Here is a 17,628-nt window from a genome sequence, read left to right as displayed (position 1 = left end):
CGAGGAGGTTCCCGGTCAGCCATGGCAACTTCTGGAATCGAGCGGCAGTCGTTTGGCGCCACCCCTTCAGGCGAGACGATCGAACGGTTCGTGCTCAGCAACAGTTCCGGTCTGCAGGTTGCGTTGCTCTCACTTGGATGCATCATCCACTCGGTCGAAGCGCCCGACCGAAACGGCGTCGCGGCCAATGTCGTGCTGGGATTCGACAACCCCGACGACTACCTGGCGAACCCCGCATTTTTTGGGTGCATTGCCGGCCGCTATGCCAACCGTATCGCTGGCGCCCGGTTCATGCTGGACGGGCAGGTGCATCAATTGGTCGCCAATGAGCGGGGCAATACGCTGCACGGCGGCAAGCAGGGGTTCAACCAGTTCGTTTGGGATGCGGCGGTTCCTGAGGACGGACGCTGCGGAGTGGTCCTTCACCGGATCAGCCCGGATGGGGAAGAAGGTTTTCCCGGCGCGCTCGATGTCACGGTCGCCTATACGCTGACGGACGCGAACGAGCTGGTCATCGACTACACCGCAACTACCGACCAGCCGACCGTCGTCAACCTGACCAATCATTCCTACTTCAATCTTGCAGGGGAAGGCTCCGGTACCGTCGAAACGCACCGTCTCCAGATCGACGCCGATACGTTCACCCCGGTCGATGCCAACCTGATCCCCACGGGCGAGCTCCGGTCAGTGGCTGGAACACCGTTCGATTTTCGCCGTGGCAAACCGGTTGGCGACGGGCTGCGCTCCAATGATGAGCAGATTCGGCTCGCCACTGGCTTCGATCACAACTTCGTCCTGAGCGGAGCGGGACTCAAGCGCGCCGCTGTGCTGACGCATCCCGAGTCCGGACGCACATTGACCGTGCGCACCACCAAACCCGGCGTTCAGTTCTACGCGGGGAACTTCCTCACGGGCGCGCTCTATGGGCCATCGGGACGGGCGTATCGGCAATCCGATGGTCTGGCGCTCGAAACCCAGTTCTTCCCCAATTCTCCAAACGAGCCATCGTTCCCCTCACCGGTGCTACGGCCCGGCGAGGAGTATCGCCATCAGACGGTGCTCGGCTTCGGGCTGGAGCGCGCACGATGAAAGTCACGAAGGTCGAAACGATCTGGCTCGAGGAGTTCACGAATGTCCTCTGGATTCAGATCCACACCGACGAAGGGTTGATCGGCCTCGGAGAGACGTTCTTCGGCGTGCGCGCTGTCGAAGCCTATGTCCACGAGACCATCGCGCCCTATCTCCTGGGCAAAGATCCGTTGCAGATCGATCTTCATGGCCGTCAGCTCTATGGCTATGTCGGCTACCGGTCGAGCGGGGTGGAAATGCGCGGAAACTCCGCGCTCGACATCGCGCTATGGGATCTGCTTGGCCAAGCCGCCGGACAGCCGATTTACCAACTGCTTGGCGGCAAATCACGCGAGACCGTCCGCACCTACAACACGTGTGCTGGCTATCGCTATATCCGCAACGTCTCGGCCCAGCTCGTCGACAATTGGGGACTCGACCGTCAGCACCTCGATGGACCCTACGAAGACCTGGACGGTTTTCTTCACCGTGCCGATGAACTTGCGCTGAGCCTGCTCGAGCAAGGCATCACCGGCATGAAAATCTGGCCGTTCGATCCCTATGCCGAGGCGAGTGGCGGGCTCTACATCTCGAATCCCGATCTCGAGAAGGCTCTCGAACCGTTCCGCAAGATTCGCTCGGCGGTTGGCAATCAGATGGACATCATGGTCGAGTTCCACTCGCTTTGGAACCTGCCCACCGCCAGGAAGATCGCTCGCGCGTTGGAGGAGTTCGAGCCGTTCTGGTACGAGGATCCCATCAAGGCAGACAACATCGATGCCTTGGCCGACTTTGCCGCGTCGACCGCTGTCCCCACCACCGTGAGCGAAACGCTTGCCACGCGCTGGTCGTTCCGTGAGGTTATGCAGGCCAACGCCGCCGGAGTGATCATGCTCGATCTCTCCTGGTGCGGCGGTATCTCCGAGGCCAAGAAGATCGCCGGCATGGCCGAGGCGTTCCAGCTCCCGGTTGCCCCGCACGATTGCACCGGGCCGGTTGTGCTGGTGGCGTCTACCCATCTCTCGCTCAACGCAACCAATGCCCTGGTGCAGGAATCGGTGCGCGCCTTCTATACCGGCTGGTACAAGGAGCTCGTCACCGACCTGCCGATCATCGACAACGGTTACATGGATCTTCCCGCCAAACCGGGGCTCGGAACCGAGCTCGTACCGGGACTCCGCGATCGCCCGGACGCTCATGTGCGCGTTTCAGCGCTCTAGCGGCGACCACTGGGGGGCCGTGAGATACTTCGGGCACGTCTGGAGCATTCCATGAACCCGATCATCGAAGCCAACAAACCCGAGATCATCGCGCTCTGCCGCAAGTACGGCGTCATCAAGCTCGACCTGTTCGGTTCGGCCACCGGGCCCGACTGGGACCCGGAAACGAGCGACTTCGACTTCGTGGTGGATTTTGACAAGCACCGCACAGGGATTTTCGTTCGTTTCATAGATTTCGGTGACGAGATGGAGCGATTGCTTGGTCGTCGCGTCGATCTAGTATCGGAAAAGCGGATGAAACCAAGGTTTCGCCGGGCGGTTGACGATACTCGGGTCGCGCTCCTTGCATAGGTCAGCCGTAGACGCTCTCCTGGACCTCCTTGATTTCTGTGCTGAGATCGAGGAGTTCTCGCAAGACCGGGACACCGGAGACGAGTCACTCGAGCGAATGCGCTACCTCGCCATCGAGCGCTTGTTCGAGCTCCTGGGTGAATCGATGAAACGAGCGCTGTCAGCTGACCCAACGCTGGAGCAGCAGTTGCCCTACGCTCGCCAGATCATTTCCATGCGAAACCGATTAGCGCATGAGTATGACAACATCGATCTGGACACCATCTGGGATGCGGCTGACAACCATGTGCCTTTGCTCTCGCGCCAGGTGTCGGAGCACCTGGTGGAATTGGGGATCATTGCCGCGCCTTGATGGGCGATGAATCGGCCGCGAGGTCTGTGGTCCCCGTGGTAGCATCATCCTCTACGAATTTGCCCTTCCCTTGCCCCGACGGGACGCGTACGAACGAGCTTGCGATGCAGATGCAGGCCAGACAACTCTGGCAGGCAGTGCTGGGTGATATGCAGACCCGGCTGCCGCGAAATGCCTTCGACAATTGGCTGCGGCCTACCACTCTCGTGGCATTCGAGGACGATCTCGCCACGGTGGCCGCACCCAATACCTTTAGCGCATCCACGCTGCAGTCCCGCTACGCTGATCAGATTCAACGGATCCTGGCCAACATTGTCGGCCGTCCGGTGCGGGTCGAGTTCATCGTGCAGAGCGACGCTGAACCAGACGATGCCATGCTCGATCCGGCGTTGTTCGCGCCATCGATTCCACAACTGCCGGATCGAAACACGCAATCGGCCAATCGCGGACGCGGCAACGCCCGCGCCAACCGGAACCAGCGATCGGTCGACCAGCAACTCACATTGGCGCCGGCTGCCCCGCTGCCGGCGGCGCATAACCTGAACCCGCGCTATGTCTTCGAAACCTACGTCGTGGGCAAGTCGAACGTGTTTGCCCATGCCGCGGCGCAGGCAGTGGCGGAGCATCCCGGCGAGCAGTACAACCCGCTCTATATCTATGGGGGCGTCGGGCTCGGTAAGACGCACCTGCTGCATGCCATCGGCCACAAAGCCCTGTCCATTCGCCCAAGCTTGCGGGTGGTCTATGTCTCATCGGAGAAGTTCACGAACGACTTGATCGAAGCCATCCGCTCGCAACGGATGGACGAGTTTCGCGCGCGCTATCGCACCATCGATCTCCTGATGATCGACGACATCCAATTCATTGGGGGGAAGGACAGTACGCAGGAAGAGTTCTTCCACACCTTCAACACGCTCTACCAGGGGAGCAAGCAGCTGGTGATCTCGAGCGACCGCCAGCCGAGCCAGATTGCAGGACTGGAAGATCGGCTCCGTTCCCGTTTCGAAGGCGGCTTGACGGCCGATGTGCAGTTGCCCGATTTCGAGATGCGGATCGCCATCTTGCGCGAGAAAGCCGACGAGATGGGCGTCAAACTGGACGACGAGGTCATCGAATACATCGCTCACCGGGACAAGACCAACATCCGCGAACTCGAAGGGGCCTTCAACAAGGTGCTCGCGGTCGAGCGCCTGCAGGGCCGAGCGCTGACGCTCCAGGCCGCGATCGATACGCTCTCAGATGGCCGCGCTACCGCCCGCAAGGCAGACATCACCAACGACGACGTCATTGCAACGGTGGCGGACAAGTGCGGGGTGACCAGCGAGGCGATGAAGGGGCGCAACCGGGCGCAGGAGATCGTGATGCCCCGGCAGATCGCCATGTATCTTATGCGAGAGGAGACTGGCGCCTCGCTGGCCGAAATCGGACGGGCGCTCGGCGGACGCGACCACACAACCGTGATTCACGGGATCGAGAAGATCGAAGCCCGCTTGCAGGAAGACCCGGCGTTGCGCACACGGGTCATCGCCATTCGCGAGGCGCTGCTGACCGCGCCATAGTGCTGCCTTGCCAAATCGGTTCGGTTGCGGTCATTCGAATTAGGATTGTTGCACATCGCGGTGTGGCTCCGATGTCATGCGTCGGGGCGATACGCGCTACTGAATTCGTCCATGTCTACGCAACCGACCGACGAAAACCTGGAAATCGTTCCCGCTGGAGGGTGGCTCTCGATTCGAGAGGCCTGCGCGTTCCTTGGCGTCGATCAGTCCACCCTGCGCCGTTGGACGAATGATGGCCGTGTGCCGGTTTTCAAGACGCCTGGTGGTCACCGGCGATATGCGCGTGAGGACTTGCGCGCGTTGGTGGTAGGCAATCCGCGGAAGACCACCAAGTCACGCGTGAGCCGGCAAGAGCTCACGAGCCGAACGCTCTCTGCCTATCAGGACGACTACCTCAAGACCGCGCGAGAGCAAAAATGGTTTCGCGCCTTCGGAGCGACCTCTCAGGAAGAGCATCGCAGAATCGGGCGTCGCCTCGTCGATCTTGCCATTCGCTATGCAGCCACTCCGGGTCAGCAGGAAGATCGCGCCGAGTTGCTGGACGAAGGGCGCGAGATTGGAGTGCATTACGGCACATCCAGCGCCCGGGCCGGCTTGAGCACCAGCGAGACGATCGAGGTCTTTCTCTACTTTCGGTATCCGGTGGTCAAGGCGCTGCTGGACGTCATCGAGAAGGAAGGGCTGCCCGCCCGCCGGGCATCGCGGCTCTTCATCGGCATCGATGATTTCATCGATGAAGTCCTGGTTGCCATGATCCGCGCCCATGGTGAAGCATCGGGCGCCGAACCCCGAAATGGCGACCGCCCAGACGACAGCGCGATCCCGTGACAGCCGGGAACGGCACGGTAAGTTCGAGTCGATGACAATCGAATCACCCGGTGGCGATGTACGTTCGGGGGAAGCGGGGCTGGTTCCTTGCTGGCCGCCTTGCAGATATTCGGTTTCGGCGTACGGGAAGGTCCGAACGGACCTGCTTTTCTATCCGAACAGGACGCCAATTGACTCTCGGACACCTCTACGATTGAATCAGAGCATCGGCTGGCTTCCCCCCTTCCCTCGCCGGCCGACGCCAATGACCCCCGCGGGGCCCCCTGCTGCAACAGGGGGCTCAGCTTTTCCGGGGGTTTTGCATCCCGGAAGACGCAACAGCCAACGACCCGGCGCAATCGCGCCGGGTCGTTCTCGTACGCCCTGAATTACTGTTCGGCGGGCAACCCGTCCGGGTTGACCATCCATTCGGCGCGTTGCAGGTCGGCGCGCCGGGCTCGCACCCGCCGCTTTCGCCACCAGAACGCCGCTGGACCACTCAGCAGGATCGCCAATACCACCGCCCAAAGCCAGGTGGAGACCACGGCGAACAATGCCGCCATCTGTGATGGATCGATCATGAACACCACGATCAAACCGCCGATCTTGGCGATCACAAGGGAGGTGATCATGATCCAGGTTCCGCGGGACGGCCACCCGAGCGGATCGTCCGATTCTTCGACGAGCAATGGTGGTGGAGCAGGAAGGTCGTTGTTCATAAGGGGCCCCGAATTCCAGTGGATCGTGCCCTTGTAGGGTACACCCGAACTGGAAAACCCATCGGAACTTCGGGCAATGAGATGCGCTACCTGGTCCAAACCTTGCGGATACCTGGTGGAATCTGTTCGACCTGGATGCGCCATGGGTCGAGGCGAAGCAACCCAACGCCGGGATCGTCGATGGCCGGGAAGATCGTGTCCGGGTCATAGCCCATGGGAGCCGGCGCCTGCTGGAATGCCCGCCAGATGCGTTCTTTCTCGACCAGGTCGGCCACCCAGGACGCGCGGCACTCAGCGTAGACTGGCCTGGAGATGTCACCAATGTAGGCGCATGAGACAAACGGGTTCGCCGCTATCTGGGAATCCTTGAAGGAATGGCGCCGGGTCAAGATCCAGCCAACCGGATCGGACGATGCCTCCCAGTAGGGATGAAGAATGCGGGATCGAGGGCGCCCCTTGCCATCGACCGTTGCGACATTGCACCAAACCACGGAAAAGACTCGATCGAGGAACTCCGCGGACAATTGCGAAAAGTCGTGATGGTCCTCTACTGTCCAACCAAACTCGTCAGTCATTCATCATCCTTCTTATGCAACCTCTGTACAGTCCCGCTTAATCGTCCCGCTCCACGAGATCAGACGGTGTGATGATACCGAGTGGCGCTTCGGTCGGCTTGCCATTCTCGGTGATCAGAACCGCGCGAAGCCGCTGTGATCGGCGAGTTGGGAACGACAGGAACAACTCGCGTGCTTCCTCGACCGACGCGTTGCGGGAGACGAAGGCAATCCCGCCTTCTTGCTCGTACGACAGGGCGTCTCCGATTGTGGCGCCAGCCAGATTGATCGAGCTTCCGTTCATCTGGCTTCCCAGCCAGCGGGTAATGCCCGCATAGCTCAGCATGGTCAACATGCGGTCGACGCGCACGATCACTTGCGAGTGCCCCGTTTCCCACAGGTCGCGCACCGCATCGGTCAACGGATCGTTTTCCTGGTACACCGAAATGTCGGTGCGGAAGAGCGGATAGACCTGTTCCGGCTGGGTGATGCAGTCGACCATGCCGTTGAATTCGTCGAGCGCCTCCTGGGTGATATCGGCAATCACATGACCGCGCGGATGCTCGTGCACGATGGCATTGCGCAGATCGGCGAACTCGCGCAGGTCGCGCTCACGTCGCCGCACCGATGCGTTCATCGTGGCGGCTTTCCCGATCAGACTGCCAAAGGGCGCTTCACGCCTGGAGTTCGTCTCCTCACGCAAGAACTGCTCCAGCTCGTTGAATCGGTTGAGAAACTGCTGCGTTCGGTCCATACGGTTCCTGACACTAAGCGGTCGGTGCGATCGCGTGTAAGATCGACGTACCTCGTTCGTCTCCTGAAGAGTGAAGATCGCAACTGATGCGATCTCGAAGCGCTCGGTGCAACTGTCCACGGGCGGGAGTTCGGTTCATGTCGCACACCGCTGGCGCCATTGTCGAACAAGCGGACACGCGAGCAGTCGGATCGTTGTCCGACGCGGCAGCGGTGACGGCTGCCCGCAACGACCTCGCTGCCTTCGAGCCACTCTATCGCGCCTATGCCGATCGCGTCTATCGCTACTGCCTTCGTCGTCTGAACGATCCAGATCGGGCGGCAGATGCGACCAGCGCCGTCTTCATCAAGGCGATGCAATCGATCGGCACCTGCCAGCCCGATTCGTTTCGATCCTGGCTCTTCTCTATTGCGCACAATGTCACCATCGACGCGAACCGAACCCGACGGATCCATTCCGAGCTCGATGACGCCTTATCGGTTTCGAGTAGCGATCCGTCGCCGGAGGATGCTGCGCTCACTGCCGAGACTCGGCTCGAGATCGTGGCGTTGCTCGACCTCCTCACCCCAGATCAACGTCAGGTCGTCGAACTGCGCCTGGCAGGTCTCGATGGCTACGAAATCGCAGAGGCGCTCGGCCGCAGCCGCGCGGCGGTGGATACCGCCCAGTCGCGCGCGGTCGCTCGTCTGCGCAAACTGCTTGGAGTCGATCTGAATCGTATCGAAAGCGAGGCCGCGCATGGCGACGCACGATGATTCCATGCTGAGTCCGGCTGCGCTGGGCAGACTGTGGGACGCAACCAATCGGCAGATCGCCCCGGTTGGCGGCCGCACTGGCGCTGCCTCGATCGCTGCGGCCGAGACCATTCGCCGCCTTGGTGAACGAGACGACGCGCCTCATCTGACAGCCACGCAGTCGGACGCCATCTGGGCGTCCGTCGCTGCGGTAGCGATGCCGGGCGTGGCGGCCGCCGCTCAGCCAAGCATGGAGCACTCGAATACCGCTGCCCGATACCAGTGGCGACTGCTGGCGTTGCTGCAATCCGTGATTCGGCAAACCACGATCGGCGCCCTGGCCGGATTTCTGATCGGCATCCTGGTCGTCGGCGGGGCAGCTCGCATCCTCATGCGGATCGCTGCCCTGCTTTCGCCGGCGCAGCTCGATGGCGCGCTCACCGAGAACGGCAATCGTGTCGGCGAGATGACCATCGGCGGAACGATTGCGCTCATGTTCTTCGGCGGGGCCATGCCGGGGCTCATCGGTGGCATTGCGGTTATGGCCATACGGCCGTGGTTGCCGGATGCAGGTTGGCGGCGCTACCTCGGCGCGGGCGCCATCGGCTTTGCCGTTGCGGGGCCGCTCGTGCTGGAGCGGGGGGAAAACGCCGACTACGAGCGGTTTGGCATTCTGGGCGTGAACGTCTGCTTGTTCACATTGCTGCCGTTCCTCTTTGGAGTCGCGGTCGTGCCCGTTATCGACGCGTTCGACCGTCGCATGTCAGACCACGTTCCGTCGTTTCGCCGTGGTCCAGGAACTGCGCTGGCCTCGCTGTCGATGCTTGTCTTCGTCTTCCCCCTGATAGTGCTGGTGATATCCGGTCTTCACCTGCAACCGACGGGGATGCTCCTGCTCTTGCCGGTGATTCGGGTGCTGGCGCCATTCTGGGCGCGGCATGCGTCCACGCTGACCGAGCGTCATCGCCGTGAACTGCGCGGCGCCCGACTTGGCCATGCCGCATTGGCTGTGCCGTGTCTGTTGGGGATTGTTCTCATGGTCCAGTCGGTCATGCGCCTCATCCACTAGTCCGTCTCGTAGCCCGTCCTACGGAATTCGGCGCGACCTGTGGTCGCCGCCTCGGCCGGAGTTTGCCTATCGCCCATCGAACCACGGGATGAAGCCCACCTCTGAAGCAGTCAGCAGGTGAACGTCTGGAGCGAAGTTCGTACTACACACGAGGAGGACAGCAATGAACACCGTCTTTCGCAGCGTTGCCGTCTTGGTGCTCGCCGGGTTTTCGGCGCTTGGCGCCGCCGCAGCTCAACAAGACGAACCGCAATCACCCCCGGCAAGTCTCTCGATATCCGACCTGAACGACAGTGAAGGAAACCTGCTTGGGTACGCCATGACTTTTCTGGACGACGACGGCGTAGCCGGCGTCGCGGTCGTGGCACGCGGACTGGCGCCTGGATCGCATGGCGTTCACGTTCATGAGACCGGAAATTGCGATCCAGCAGGTGAGAAGACGTTCGAGCAAGCCGGCGCTCATTTCAACCCGGGCCATGGCACGCACCCGACGCATGCCGGCGATCTGGGCAATCTGATTGCGGACGAGAACGGAGAAACGATCTTCACCGCGTTCGCGACCACATTCGATCTGAGCGACGCCGGTCCGACCCTGCGAGATGCAGATGGCTCGGCGCTCGTCATCCACGCGGATGTCGACGATCTCGCCACCGATCCGTCCGGGAACAGTGGCGCTCGCATCGCCTGCGCGGTGCTTTTTCCGGCACAGTAGCCGGGCGTGAGTGCTCGAACGGCAACTACTTCGTTCGAGCCATTTCCGAAATCTTGCGTTCGGGCATAGACTATGCGGCGTACGACACCGTGCGCCGCATACCCATGTTTACGATTGGAGGCCCGGATTGAGCAAGAAAGACGTTGTGCTGCTGGCAGCGAAGTATCCCGATCAGGAGCATGCCAAGACGATTCTCGACATGCTCGAATCGATGCATCACGCGCTGACCATCGACCTGACCGACGCGGTCATGCTCACCAAAGAACCAGACGGCAAGATCAAGACGCATGAGACGACCGACGTCACCACCCGCAAGGGCGCCAAGCGTGGTCTCATTGCCGGTGCCGTGCTTGGGGTCATCTATCCGCCAAGCCTGATTGTCACCGCGCTAGCGGGCGGCGGCATCGGCGCGCTTTGGGGCAAGGCCAAGGACAGCGGCGTCAAGCACGATGACATCAAGGAACTGGCCGACAGCCTGGGCCCCGGACAGGCCGCGCTCATCGTGCTCGTCTCCGACAAGACCGCCGAAGCCACGCAGCGGGCGCTCGGTTCTTACGAGGGCGAAGTCATCAACAAGATCTATTCGGAAGAAGACTTCGTGCAGACCTACGAGGACGCTTCGAAAGCCTAGCCGCGACCAGCCTGAACCATCCATGAAGCGAAATGGGGCGGTCAGGCCCGATCTGTCCGCCCCGTTCGCGTACCTTGACGCGTGGGTTGGATCGGCGATCGCGCATGGTCAATCGACGGGTCGAAGTGTGCTAACGTGGACCTCCGGGAAGACTCCGGCAGCAACGGCAATTCAGTGAAGGTCGTAGCGATGAATCTTCCATCGTTCCAGACAGAATTCTCGCTCCGGCGAGCACCCCGCGAAGGCGAACCCATGATCGAAATGGCTCCAATTCAAATGTTCGTCTTTGGCTTCCATGATGCGGATCAGTTCACCCCGGCAATCATCCATGAGGTCGAGTCCCTGCAGAAGCGCGGGCTCATCCGCCTGATCGATTTGCTCTATGTCGAGCGGTTGCAGGACGGTTCCCTGGTGACGCATGAAATGAGCGGGCTCTCTCCGGATGAAGTGAAGGAGTTTGGTGGCCTGCTCGAGCAACTGCTCGGAGCCTCCGGTGAGGAGCGAAACGTCGATGACCCGCGGCCGGCGCGTGCCGATCCAGAAGCACATCTCTTCTACGGGATTGCCCAGGAGGACATGGCCGGCGTCATCGAGGACATTCCTCCTGGTGGCGCTGCGGTCATGACCCTCTTCGAGCACACGTGGGCCTTCAACATCCGCAACAAGATCCGGCGTGCGACCGGTTACCCAATCGCGCAAGGCTTCCTCACGCCGGAGCTCTTCATGCTGGTCGGGGAGGAGGTGCGCCTGATGAGCGAAGCCGCCACCGCCGTTCAGATTGCCCGCGAGGTGCGCGGCGCAGCGCTGCTCGACGCCCTCGAATCGATTGTGGGTTCGGAGACATCGGACGAGAAACTCGTCTCGAGCACTGCGGAGATTCTGCAGAGCGGGTCGCGGCCCATGGTCGCGAATGCAACCACCACGGTGCGTGCGCTCATCGATGGCGGATTCCTCAGCGAGGCGGCCGCCGAAGATGCCATCAAGTTCCTTGTGCACAAAGAGTTGATCGATACAGAATCGCTCGCTCAGGCCGAACGCATTGTGGACGGCGTCAACCCCAATTGAGACCGATCAGAACGCGAGCTGTATATCGACCGGGTCCGCCAATCATGCGTAGCTCATCGTGGGAGCGGGGCCTGTACGCCGCATGAGACTCCTCTATCCCCAGATCGAACCCTACGACCGTGGCACCCTCGATACGGGCGATGGGAATCTGCTTGCGTACCAGCAATACGGCGTTCCAGACGGAAAGCCGGTGCTGTGTCTCCATGGTGGCCCCGGTTCGGGATGCGGGCCGGGTTGGCCACGCAATTTCGATCCGGCGCGCTACCGGATCATCTGTTTCGATCAGCGAAACGCGGGTGAGAGCCTTCCGCCCGCAAGCGACTACTCGACCTCACTGGCGAACAACACTACCTGGCATCTGGTCGACGATATCGAGCTCCTGCGCCACCGACTGGGAATCGATCGCTGGATGCTGTTTGGGAGATCGTGGGGAGCGACCCTCGCCCTCGTTTATGCGGAAGAGCACCCGAAACGCGTGACCGACATCCTCCTGGCGGCCGTCACCACGACCACGCGCCAGGAAATCGAGTGGCTCTATCATGGTGTGCGCATCCTTGTTCCCGAAGCATGGCAGAACTTCCGGCACGGAGCTCAGCCCTGGGCGAACGATGATGATCTCGTCTCTGCCTACCGGGAGTTGCTGGAAGACCCCTCTGCCGAGATTCGCCAACAGGCCGCCGATGCCTGGTGCGCGTGGGAAGATGCAGTCATGGACATGGGACGCAACATGCATGGCCAGGGCTTCTTCGAAGACCCGCCAGAATTTCGCTACGGTTGGTCCCGGATCGTCACGCACTATTTCGCCCATCGCGCCTGGCTGGAACCCGATCACATTCTCCGCAATGCTGGCAAGCTGTCGGACATTCCGGGCATCCTCATCCAGGGACGGCTCGATCTGGCCGGACCTCCGATCACCGCCTGGGAGCTCGCTCGAGCCTGGCCCGGCGCAGAGCTCATCATCCTTCCCGACACTGGGCACACCAGCGCCGACGACTCCATGGTCGATGCCATCGTCAGCGCCACCGACCGGCTTGCCTGCACGCGGCACTAAGGCAAGCGCCAAAGTCCGACTATTCCTCGAGAGTGCTCCGGCCACAGCGCGCAGCGCTTCACGAATAATCCAGGATCGAGACATCCTCAAACTCCGGACTCCGGACTCCGGACTCCGGACCCAGCACCCCGTGGTACCCTCCCGCCATGACACGCCCTGACGATATTTCCAGCCGCAGCAAGCTCACCTGGTACGGCGATGCCGACTTCAGCACCTTCATGCGGCGTGCGTTTGCCAAGGGCATGGGCCTGACCGACGAGGATCTGGCGAAGCCCATCATCGGTATCTGCAACTCCTGGAGCGAGCTCAACCACTGCAACTCGCATCTGCGAGAGGTGGCCGCCGCGGTCAAACGAGGCGTGCTCCAGGCTGGCGGAATCCCGCTGGAGTTTCCCACCATCTCGCTGGGAGAAATCTTCATCAGCCCAACCTCGATGCTCTATCGCAACCTCATGGCGATGGACACCGAGGAGATGATCCGCGCGCAGCCGATCGAAGGCGTCGTCCTCCTTGCCGGTTGCGACAAGACCACTCCAGCCCAGCTGATGGGCGCCGTCAGCGCCGATCTCCCGGCCATCATGGTCACCGGTGGGCCGATGATGTCGGGCCGTTGGCGTGGAAACGACCTCGGCGCTTGCACCGATTGCCGCCGCTACTGGATGGAGTACAAGGCCGGGACCATCGGCGAGCAAGAGATCGGCGAATTGGAAGAATCGCTCTTCCGCTCGCACGGGCACTGCATGGTCATGGGCACCGCCAGCACGATGGCCTCGGTGGCGGAAGCCTTGGGTATGACGCTGCCGTACAACGCGGCCATTCCTGCTCCCGATTCCGGGCGGCTGCGCCATGCGGAGAACGCTGGCCGGCGGATCGTGGAGATGGTCCGCGAAAACCTGCGGCCCAGCCAATTCATCAGCCGCGAGGCGATCGAGAACGCGATCCGCGTCTTGTGCGCTTGCGCAGGTTCGACCAATGGTGTTGTTCATCTGCTGGCCATTGCCCGCCGCGCTGGTGTGCCATTGGAGCTCGATGACTTCGATCGCATCAGCCGAGAGACACCAACCCTGACCAACATCAAACCGTCTGGCCAATACCAGATGGCCGAGCTGTTCGAAGCAGGAGGCATTCCCGCGGTCATGCGCGAGCTACTGCCGTTGCTGCATCGCGACGCGCGGACCGTCACCGGCAAGACGGTTGGCGAGAACCTGGCGGATGTTCCAGAAACGCTTCGGCGTGATGTCATAGCTGCGGCCGGGAGCCCGATTCATCCGGAAGGCGGTCTTTCGGTGCTGCGCGGCAACCTCGCTCCAGACGGAGCCGTCATCAAACATGCCGCAGCGTCGCCGGGATTGCTCACCCATCGCGGCCGGGCGGTTGTGTTCACCTCGTTGGAGGATCTGGGGCGCCGCATTCACGATCCGGAGCTCGATGTCACGCCCGATGATGTGCTAGTGCTGCAAAACGCCGGGCCCATCGGCGGTCCCGGAATGCCAGAAGCGGGCATGATTCCCATTCCCCAGAAACTGCTCAAGACTGGTGTGCGCGACATGGTGCGCATCTCGGATGCGCGCATGAGCGGCACCGCGTTTGGCACCGTGGTGCTGCATGTCGCCCCCGAAGCAGCGGCGCGGGGACCCCTGGCCATCGTGCGGGATGGAGATTTCATCACCCTGGACGTGCCAAACCGCTCTCTGACACTCGATCTGTCGCAATCGGAGATCGACGCGCGTCTCGCCGCGCTTCCACCGCATCGCCCCGACCCGCTCCTGCGGCGCGGATACGGCTGGCTCTATGGCCAGCATGTCACTCAGGCCAACCACGGCTGCGATTTCGACTTCTGCGCCGCCGACTGGAGCTAGCCAGCGCGTTCGCATAGGCTCATTGCGTGCCGCGTGCCGCGTGCCGCGTGCCGCGTGCCGCGTGCCGCGTGCCGCGTGCCGCGTGACGCGTGCTGCGTGCCGAAGCACGAAAAAACCAGCCTCGAAAACCGAAGCTGGTTCTTTTCCCTTCCCGGAACGGGGTTTGACTTAGTAGCTGTAGCTGTTGCTGCGGCGATCCTGGAAGCACTCGCGGCAGTAAACCGGCTTGCCAGCGGTCGGCTGGAACGGAACTTCGGTCTCCTTGCCACACTGGCTGCAGACCGCGGGGTACATCTGGCGCGGGCCGCGGCTGTAGCTGTCGCCGCCGTATCCGCCGCTGCGGCCGCTGCTGTAGCTATCGCCGCCATAGCCGCCACCGCTGCTGTAGCCACCGCTGCCGTAGCTGTCGCCACCGGACGATCGCTGCTGCTTGCGGGCCTGGCGGCACGACTGGCAGCGCAGCGGCTCAGAGTAGCCGCGCTCGGCGTAGAACGCCTGCTCGCCCGCGGTGAAGACAAAGGTCTGACCGCAATCGCGGCAGGTGAGCGTTCGATCACTCATGGATGGGAATTTCTCCTGAACGTGTGCCGAAATTCAGCTCCCGGCACGAAATGGACTGGTTGCAAAAACAAAGGACGAAACCGCGATCACAGCCACTCAGGCCGGCCATTTCCTTTTTACAGTTCGGAGTCCTCCCAGAATGTCGTCGAACTAACGGTGGCGGAACGTGATCCGGCCGCGGGTGAGGTCATAGGGAGAAAGCTCCACCGTGACCCGGTCGCCTGGGAGCACGCGGATGTAGTTCTTCCGCATCTTGCCAGCAAGATGACCCAGCACATGCTGGCCGCCATCGAGCTCGACGGTGAACATCGCATTCGGAAGCGCCTCGAGCACCTTGCCATCGACGGCCAGCGCATCGGGGTTTTGACGCGGACCGCGCGTCTCGGTCGGGGCCGCCGGCGTTACTGGCCGGGGCGGCTTGCGGTAGACAGGTTTTTTTGCCATAGATCAGCTCCTTACCACATTCGGGCCCAACGGCAGCTCGCGCATGACAGCCGCCGATCCGGCGCTGCGTTCGGACGCTGGCATGCAGATCCACATGCCGACCGGCTGGAGCGCGGTTGGAAACCCAGAATTGGTGTATTCGCAGGTCGAGGAGGGGAAACGGAAAATGCTCAGAAACTCGCCATCGACTTCGTAACGCAAGCTCGAATGCTTGCGCGACCTCGACGATGGCTACGACGCTCTGCGCCGTTGCACGCACCAATCGCTCGAAAAATACCCTGATTCCTTTCAGAGTCGCGCGCAGTCCTTAGGATAGCACACTGTTCGCCCCATTTCCGCAACCGGCGAATCGGTCCCCGCCAGGCGTGGTGGGTAGGGACGGGGCGCTACCGTTGGTGGGGGATCGGGAGTTCTTGCTGGGCGCACCACCGGCGCACGCGTGCCCCAAGTGGTTGGGACGGCGCGGCGCTTGCGTCCTCGGCCCGCAAGAGGGCCAATTCCTGCGCCACCTGCCGTCCATACGCGCTGCGTTCCTCCCGCCCACCGGGCGGCGGATCACTGGGTGACTCTGCTGATTCGGTTGGTGGCGAGTCGAACTCGCTCGTGGCTGGATGTTCCATTCCCGAAGTCTGCCAGTACGCGCTCCCTGGCGCGATGCGGGAGCCGACGCCAAACCAGTGCGCTCCAACACGCATTTGCCGAGGTGAGGACGATAGAATGGCCACATCGGGAACGACGCATCCGATCGATGAGGGAATCCGATGATGTCTTCGACGACGCAGATTTCGATCGATACGCTTCGCACAGTCTCCATCTTTGCCGATTTGCCCGCGGCCGCGCTCGAGCAGCTGGCCCGCAACAGTCTTCCTCGCAAGTACCGCCGCGGCCAGGTGCTCTGCAACGAAGGAGACCCGGGCGAATCGATCTACATCCTGGAAGAGGGACAGCTACGGGTCACCCAATGGACCGCGAGCGGGGACGAAGCGGTCCTGGCGATCGTGGAGGCGCCATCATCGGTGGGTGAGCTTTCCTTGCTGGACGGATCACCGCGCAGCGCTACCCTGACCGCGGTCGGCCCCGTGCGTGTGCGCCTCATCCCGCGCAAGGCATTCATAACCCTGTTGCAAGACCAGCCGCAGATCGTGCCAGGTTTGCTGGCCACGCTGGCTTCCCTCATTCGCCGTGGGAACGCCCGCCAGGTCGATCTATTGACCCTCGATGTGCCGGGGCGCCTGGCCAAATGGCTGATCGACCGGGCCGAGCGCACCGGGACACCGGTGGAGGACGGGATCTCGATCGATCTCGGCCGCAGTCAGGGAGAGCTCGCGGCGGAAATCGGCACCACCAGACCGACCCTGAACCGGGCGCTGCGCAGCTTCGAAGAGCAGCGCATCATTGCGGCTGACGGCCAGCACATCACCATTCTTCACATGGACAGGCTGCAGGCGTTCACCAGCTAGTTCGCGCTCACGGCAGAATTCCTGCACTCGCCTTCCTCTATATAGGAGCGGCTCGCGATTGTCCGCACAATTTCGGACGGGTGCGGTGGAAACGGCCGCGCCCTACAATGGCGATCACGTCAGGCGCCCGTCCAGGGCCGCATGTGACGGTCGACTGGCGCGAAGTTGCAGGGGGAAAGTCGCGGTGAATCTGCTCATTCGGTTTGTCGTCACTGCCATCGCGGTCGCGGCGGCAGCCTATCTGGTGCCCGGAATCGACGTGGGAGACAACGCCGCCAAAGCGGTGATTCTCACAGCAATCATTCTGGGGGTGATCAATGCCTTCATCCGGCCGCTGCTCAAGCTGTTGTCACTGCCGTTGATCTTGATGACCCTCGGGTTGTTCATTCTGGTGGTCAATGCGGTCTGCTTCTACCTTGCCGCCTGGATCAGCCGCACGATCTTCGACGTGCGCTTCAACTTCGACAGCGTTTGGGCCGTCCTCTTTGGGGCCATCATCATTTCGATCGTCTCGACTGTGTTGAACTGGGTGCTTCCGGACGACAAGTAGTGTGACGTTGCCGGAGAACCGGCCATGCGCACAACGTGGCGGGTCGGCGTTATGCGCACTGCATGGCGCCGGCCCGCCTGCATTTGCACAAAAAGAGCGAGTTGGACC

The 17,628-nt window shown here is 62.0% G+C and carries 20 protein-coding genes; 15 read left to right on the top strand and 5 right to left on the bottom strand.

Annotated features, from left to right (window positions below):
- Positions 1 to 21 precede the first annotated feature (21 nt).
- The 6 genes from R2855_07425 to R2855_07400 all read left to right on the top strand — a co-directional run bounded on the left by R2855_07425 (position 22) and on the right by R2855_07400 (position 5,378).
- The gene (locus R2855_07425) at positions 22 to 1,089 is read left to right on the top strand and encodes an aldose epimerase family protein (protein ID MEZ4530849.1); all 1,068 of its coding nucleotides are present in this window, start codon (positions 22 to 24) and stop codon (positions 1,087 to 1,089) included.
- Entirely contained in the window at positions 1,086 to 2,288 is a 1,203-nt protein-coding gene (locus R2855_07420) for a mandelate racemase/muconate lactonizing enzyme family protein (GenBank protein ID MEZ4530848.1), read from the top strand. Before R2855_07425 ends, R2855_07420 begins: the two co-directional genes overlap by 4 nt.
- A gap of 51 nt (positions 2,289 to 2,339) precedes the next feature.
- The gene (locus R2855_07415) at positions 2,340 to 2,639 is read left to right on the top strand and encodes a nucleotidyltransferase domain-containing protein (protein MEZ4530847.1); all 300 of its coding nucleotides are present in this window, start codon (positions 2,340 to 2,342) and stop codon (positions 2,637 to 2,639) included.
- The gene (locus R2855_07410; GenBank protein ID MEZ4530846.1) at positions 2,608 to 2,991 is read left to right on the top strand and encodes a HepT-like ribonuclease domain-containing protein; all 384 of its coding nucleotides are present in this window, start codon (positions 2,608 to 2,610) and stop codon (positions 2,989 to 2,991) included. The genes R2855_07415 and R2855_07410 overlap by 32 nt, the downstream gene beginning before the upstream one ends.
- Before the next feature lie 104 nt (positions 2,992 to 3,095).
- Complete coding sequence (dnaA, locus tag R2855_07405; protein MEZ4530845.1) at positions 3,096 to 4,550, top strand: chromosomal replication initiator protein DnaA; 1,455 nt, start codon at positions 3,096 to 3,098, stop codon at positions 4,548 to 4,550.
- Between the two features lie 111 nt (positions 4,551 to 4,661).
- Positions 4,662 to 5,378, top strand: a complete 717-nt coding sequence (locus tag R2855_07400) for a helix-turn-helix domain-containing protein (GenBank protein MEZ4530844.1) — start codon at positions 4,662 to 4,664, stop codon at positions 5,376 to 5,378.
- Between the two features lie 368 nt (positions 5,379 to 5,746).
- Here R2855_07400 and R2855_07395 read toward each other — a convergent pair whose 3' ends face one another.
- The 3 genes from R2855_07395 to R2855_07385 form a co-directional block, all read right to left on the bottom strand.
- The gene (locus tag R2855_07395) at positions 5,747 to 6,076 is read right to left on the bottom strand and encodes a hypothetical protein (protein MEZ4530843.1); all 330 of its coding nucleotides are present in this window, start codon (positions 6,074 to 6,076) and stop codon (positions 5,747 to 5,749) included.
- A gap of 86 nt (positions 6,077 to 6,162) precedes the next feature.
- Complete coding sequence (locus R2855_07390; protein MEZ4530842.1) at positions 6,163 to 6,651, bottom strand: hypothetical protein; 489 nt, start codon at positions 6,649 to 6,651, stop codon at positions 6,163 to 6,165.
- A 37-nt stretch (positions 6,652 to 6,688) separates the two neighbouring features.
- Positions 6,689 to 7,384 carry a CBS domain-containing protein gene (locus R2855_07385; GenBank protein MEZ4530841.1) on the bottom strand — a complete coding sequence of 232 codons (696 nt, stop codon included), beginning with the start codon at positions 7,382 to 7,384 and terminating at the stop codon, positions 6,689 to 6,691.
- A 137-nt stretch (positions 7,385 to 7,521) separates the two neighbouring features.
- Between R2855_07385 and R2855_07380 the strand changes: the two genes are divergently transcribed.
- The 7 genes from R2855_07380 (at position 7,522) to R2855_07350 (ending at position 14,505) form a co-directional block, all read left to right on the top strand.
- Positions 7,522 to 8,139, top strand: coding sequence for a sigma-70 family RNA polymerase sigma factor (locus R2855_07380; protein ID MEZ4530840.1), 618 nt, complete (start codon positions 7,522 to 7,524; stop codon positions 8,137 to 8,139).
- Positions 8,123 to 9,187 (top strand): hypothetical protein, encoded by a 1,065-nt coding sequence (locus tag R2855_07375; protein MEZ4530839.1) that lies wholly within the window; start codon positions 8,123 to 8,125, stop codon positions 9,185 to 9,187. Before R2855_07380 ends, R2855_07375 begins: the two co-directional genes overlap by 17 nt.
- A gap of 163 nt (positions 9,188 to 9,350) precedes the next feature.
- Entirely contained in the window at positions 9,351 to 9,899 is a 549-nt protein-coding gene (locus R2855_07370) for a superoxide dismutase family protein (protein ID MEZ4530838.1), read from the top strand.
- Between the two features lie 127 nt (positions 9,900 to 10,026).
- Entirely contained in the window at positions 10,027 to 10,530 is a 504-nt protein-coding gene (locus R2855_07365; GenBank protein ID MEZ4530837.1) for a DUF1269 domain-containing protein, read from the top strand.
- A 252-nt stretch (positions 10,531 to 10,782) separates the two neighbouring features.
- Positions 10,783 to 11,595 (top strand): hypothetical protein, encoded by an 813-nt coding sequence (locus R2855_07360; protein MEZ4530836.1) that lies wholly within the window; start codon positions 10,783 to 10,785, stop codon positions 11,593 to 11,595.
- 82 nt (positions 11,596 to 11,677) lie between these two features.
- Positions 11,678 to 12,646: a prolyl aminopeptidase gene (pip, locus tag R2855_07355; protein ID MEZ4530835.1), complete on the top strand. Its 969-nt coding sequence runs from the start codon at positions 11,678 to 11,680 to the stop codon at positions 12,644 to 12,646.
- Positions 12,647 to 12,792: 146 nt separating this feature from the next.
- Complete coding sequence (locus R2855_07350) at positions 12,793 to 14,505, top strand: IlvD/Edd family dehydratase (protein MEZ4530834.1); 1,713 nt, start codon at positions 12,793 to 12,795, stop codon at positions 14,503 to 14,505.
- A gap of 168 nt (positions 14,506 to 14,673) precedes the next feature.
- Here R2855_07350 and R2855_07345 read toward each other — a convergent pair whose 3' ends face one another.
- Positions 14,674 to 15,066 (bottom strand): zinc-ribbon domain containing protein, encoded by a 393-nt coding sequence (locus R2855_07345; GenBank protein MEZ4530833.1) that lies wholly within the window; start codon positions 15,064 to 15,066, stop codon positions 14,674 to 14,676.
- 150 nt (positions 15,067 to 15,216) lie between these two features.
- Positions 15,217 to 15,417, bottom strand: a complete 201-nt coding sequence (gene infA / locus R2855_07340) for a translation initiation factor IF-1 (protein MEZ4530832.1) — start codon at positions 15,415 to 15,417, stop codon at positions 15,217 to 15,219.
- 857 nt (positions 15,418 to 16,274) lie between these two features.
- Between infA and R2855_07335 the strand changes: the two genes are divergently transcribed.
- Both R2855_07335 and R2855_07330 read left to right on the top strand, forming a co-directional pair.
- Positions 16,275 to 16,970 carry a Crp/Fnr family transcriptional regulator gene (locus R2855_07335; GenBank protein ID MEZ4530831.1) on the top strand — a complete coding sequence of 232 codons (696 nt, stop codon included), beginning with the start codon at positions 16,275 to 16,277 and terminating at the stop codon, positions 16,968 to 16,970.
- A 184-nt stretch (positions 16,971 to 17,154) separates the two neighbouring features.
- Positions 17,155 to 17,520 carry a phage holin family protein gene (locus R2855_07330; GenBank protein MEZ4530830.1) on the top strand — a complete coding sequence of 122 codons (366 nt, stop codon included), beginning with the start codon at positions 17,155 to 17,157 and terminating at the stop codon, positions 17,518 to 17,520.
- Positions 17,521 to 17,628 lie beyond the last annotated feature (108 nt).

The sequence above is a fragment of the Thermomicrobiales bacterium genome, from assembly GCA_041390825.1.
Taxonomy (GTDB): domain Bacteria; phylum Chloroflexota; class Chloroflexia; order Thermomicrobiales; family UBA6265; genus JAMLHN01.
Note: the sequence above shows the minus strand (reverse complement) of the source record. Positions and strands in the feature narration are given on the sequence as shown.

Coding starts and splice junctions, on each gene's coding strand:
- R2855_07425 (MEZ4530849.1), top strand. CDS start 22: ATGGCAACTTCTGGAATCGAGCGGCAGTCGTTTGGCGCCACCCCTTCA.
- R2855_07420 (MEZ4530848.1), top strand. CDS start 1,086: ATGAAAGTCACGAAGGTCGAAACGATCTGGCTCGAGGAGTTCACGAAT.
- R2855_07415 (MEZ4530847.1), top strand. CDS start 2,340: ATGAACCCGATCATCGAAGCCAACAAACCCGAGATCATCGCGCTCTGC.
- dnaA (MEZ4530845.1), top strand. CDS start 3,096: ATGCAGATGCAGGCCAGACAACTCTGGCAGGCAGTGCTGGGTGATATG.
- R2855_07400 (MEZ4530844.1), top strand. CDS start 4,662: ATGTCTACGCAACCGACCGACGAAAACCTGGAAATCGTTCCCGCTGGA.
- R2855_07395 (MEZ4530843.1), bottom strand. CDS start 6,076: ATGAACAACGACCTTCCTGCTCCACCACCATTGCTCGTCGAAGAATCG.
- R2855_07390 (MEZ4530842.1), bottom strand. CDS start 6,651: ATGACTGACGAGTTTGGTTGGACAGTAGAGGACCATCACGACTTTTCG.
- R2855_07385 (MEZ4530841.1), bottom strand. CDS start 7,384: ATGGACCGAACGCAGCAGTTTCTCAACCGATTCAACGAGCTGGAGCAG.
- R2855_07380 (MEZ4530840.1), top strand. CDS start 7,522: ATGTCGCACACCGCTGGCGCCATTGTCGAACAAGCGGACACGCGAGCA.
- R2855_07375 (MEZ4530839.1), top strand. CDS start 8,123: ATGGCGACGCACGATGATTCCATGCTGAGTCCGGCTGCGCTGGGCAGA.
- R2855_07370 (MEZ4530838.1), top strand. CDS start 9,351: ATGAACACCGTCTTTCGCAGCGTTGCCGTCTTGGTGCTCGCCGGGTTT.
- R2855_07360 (MEZ4530836.1), top strand. CDS start 10,783: ATGATCGAAATGGCTCCAATTCAAATGTTCGTCTTTGGCTTCCATGAT.
- pip (MEZ4530835.1), top strand. CDS start 11,678: ATGAGACTCCTCTATCCCCAGATCGAACCCTACGACCGTGGCACCCTC.
- R2855_07350 (MEZ4530834.1), top strand. CDS start 12,793: ATGACACGCCCTGACGATATTTCCAGCCGCAGCAAGCTCACCTGGTAC.
- R2855_07345 (MEZ4530833.1), bottom strand. CDS start 15,066: ATGAGTGATCGAACGCTCACCTGCCGCGATTGCGGTCAGACCTTTGTC.
- R2855_07335 (MEZ4530831.1), top strand. CDS start 16,275: ATGTCTTCGACGACGCAGATTTCGATCGATACGCTTCGCACAGTCTCC.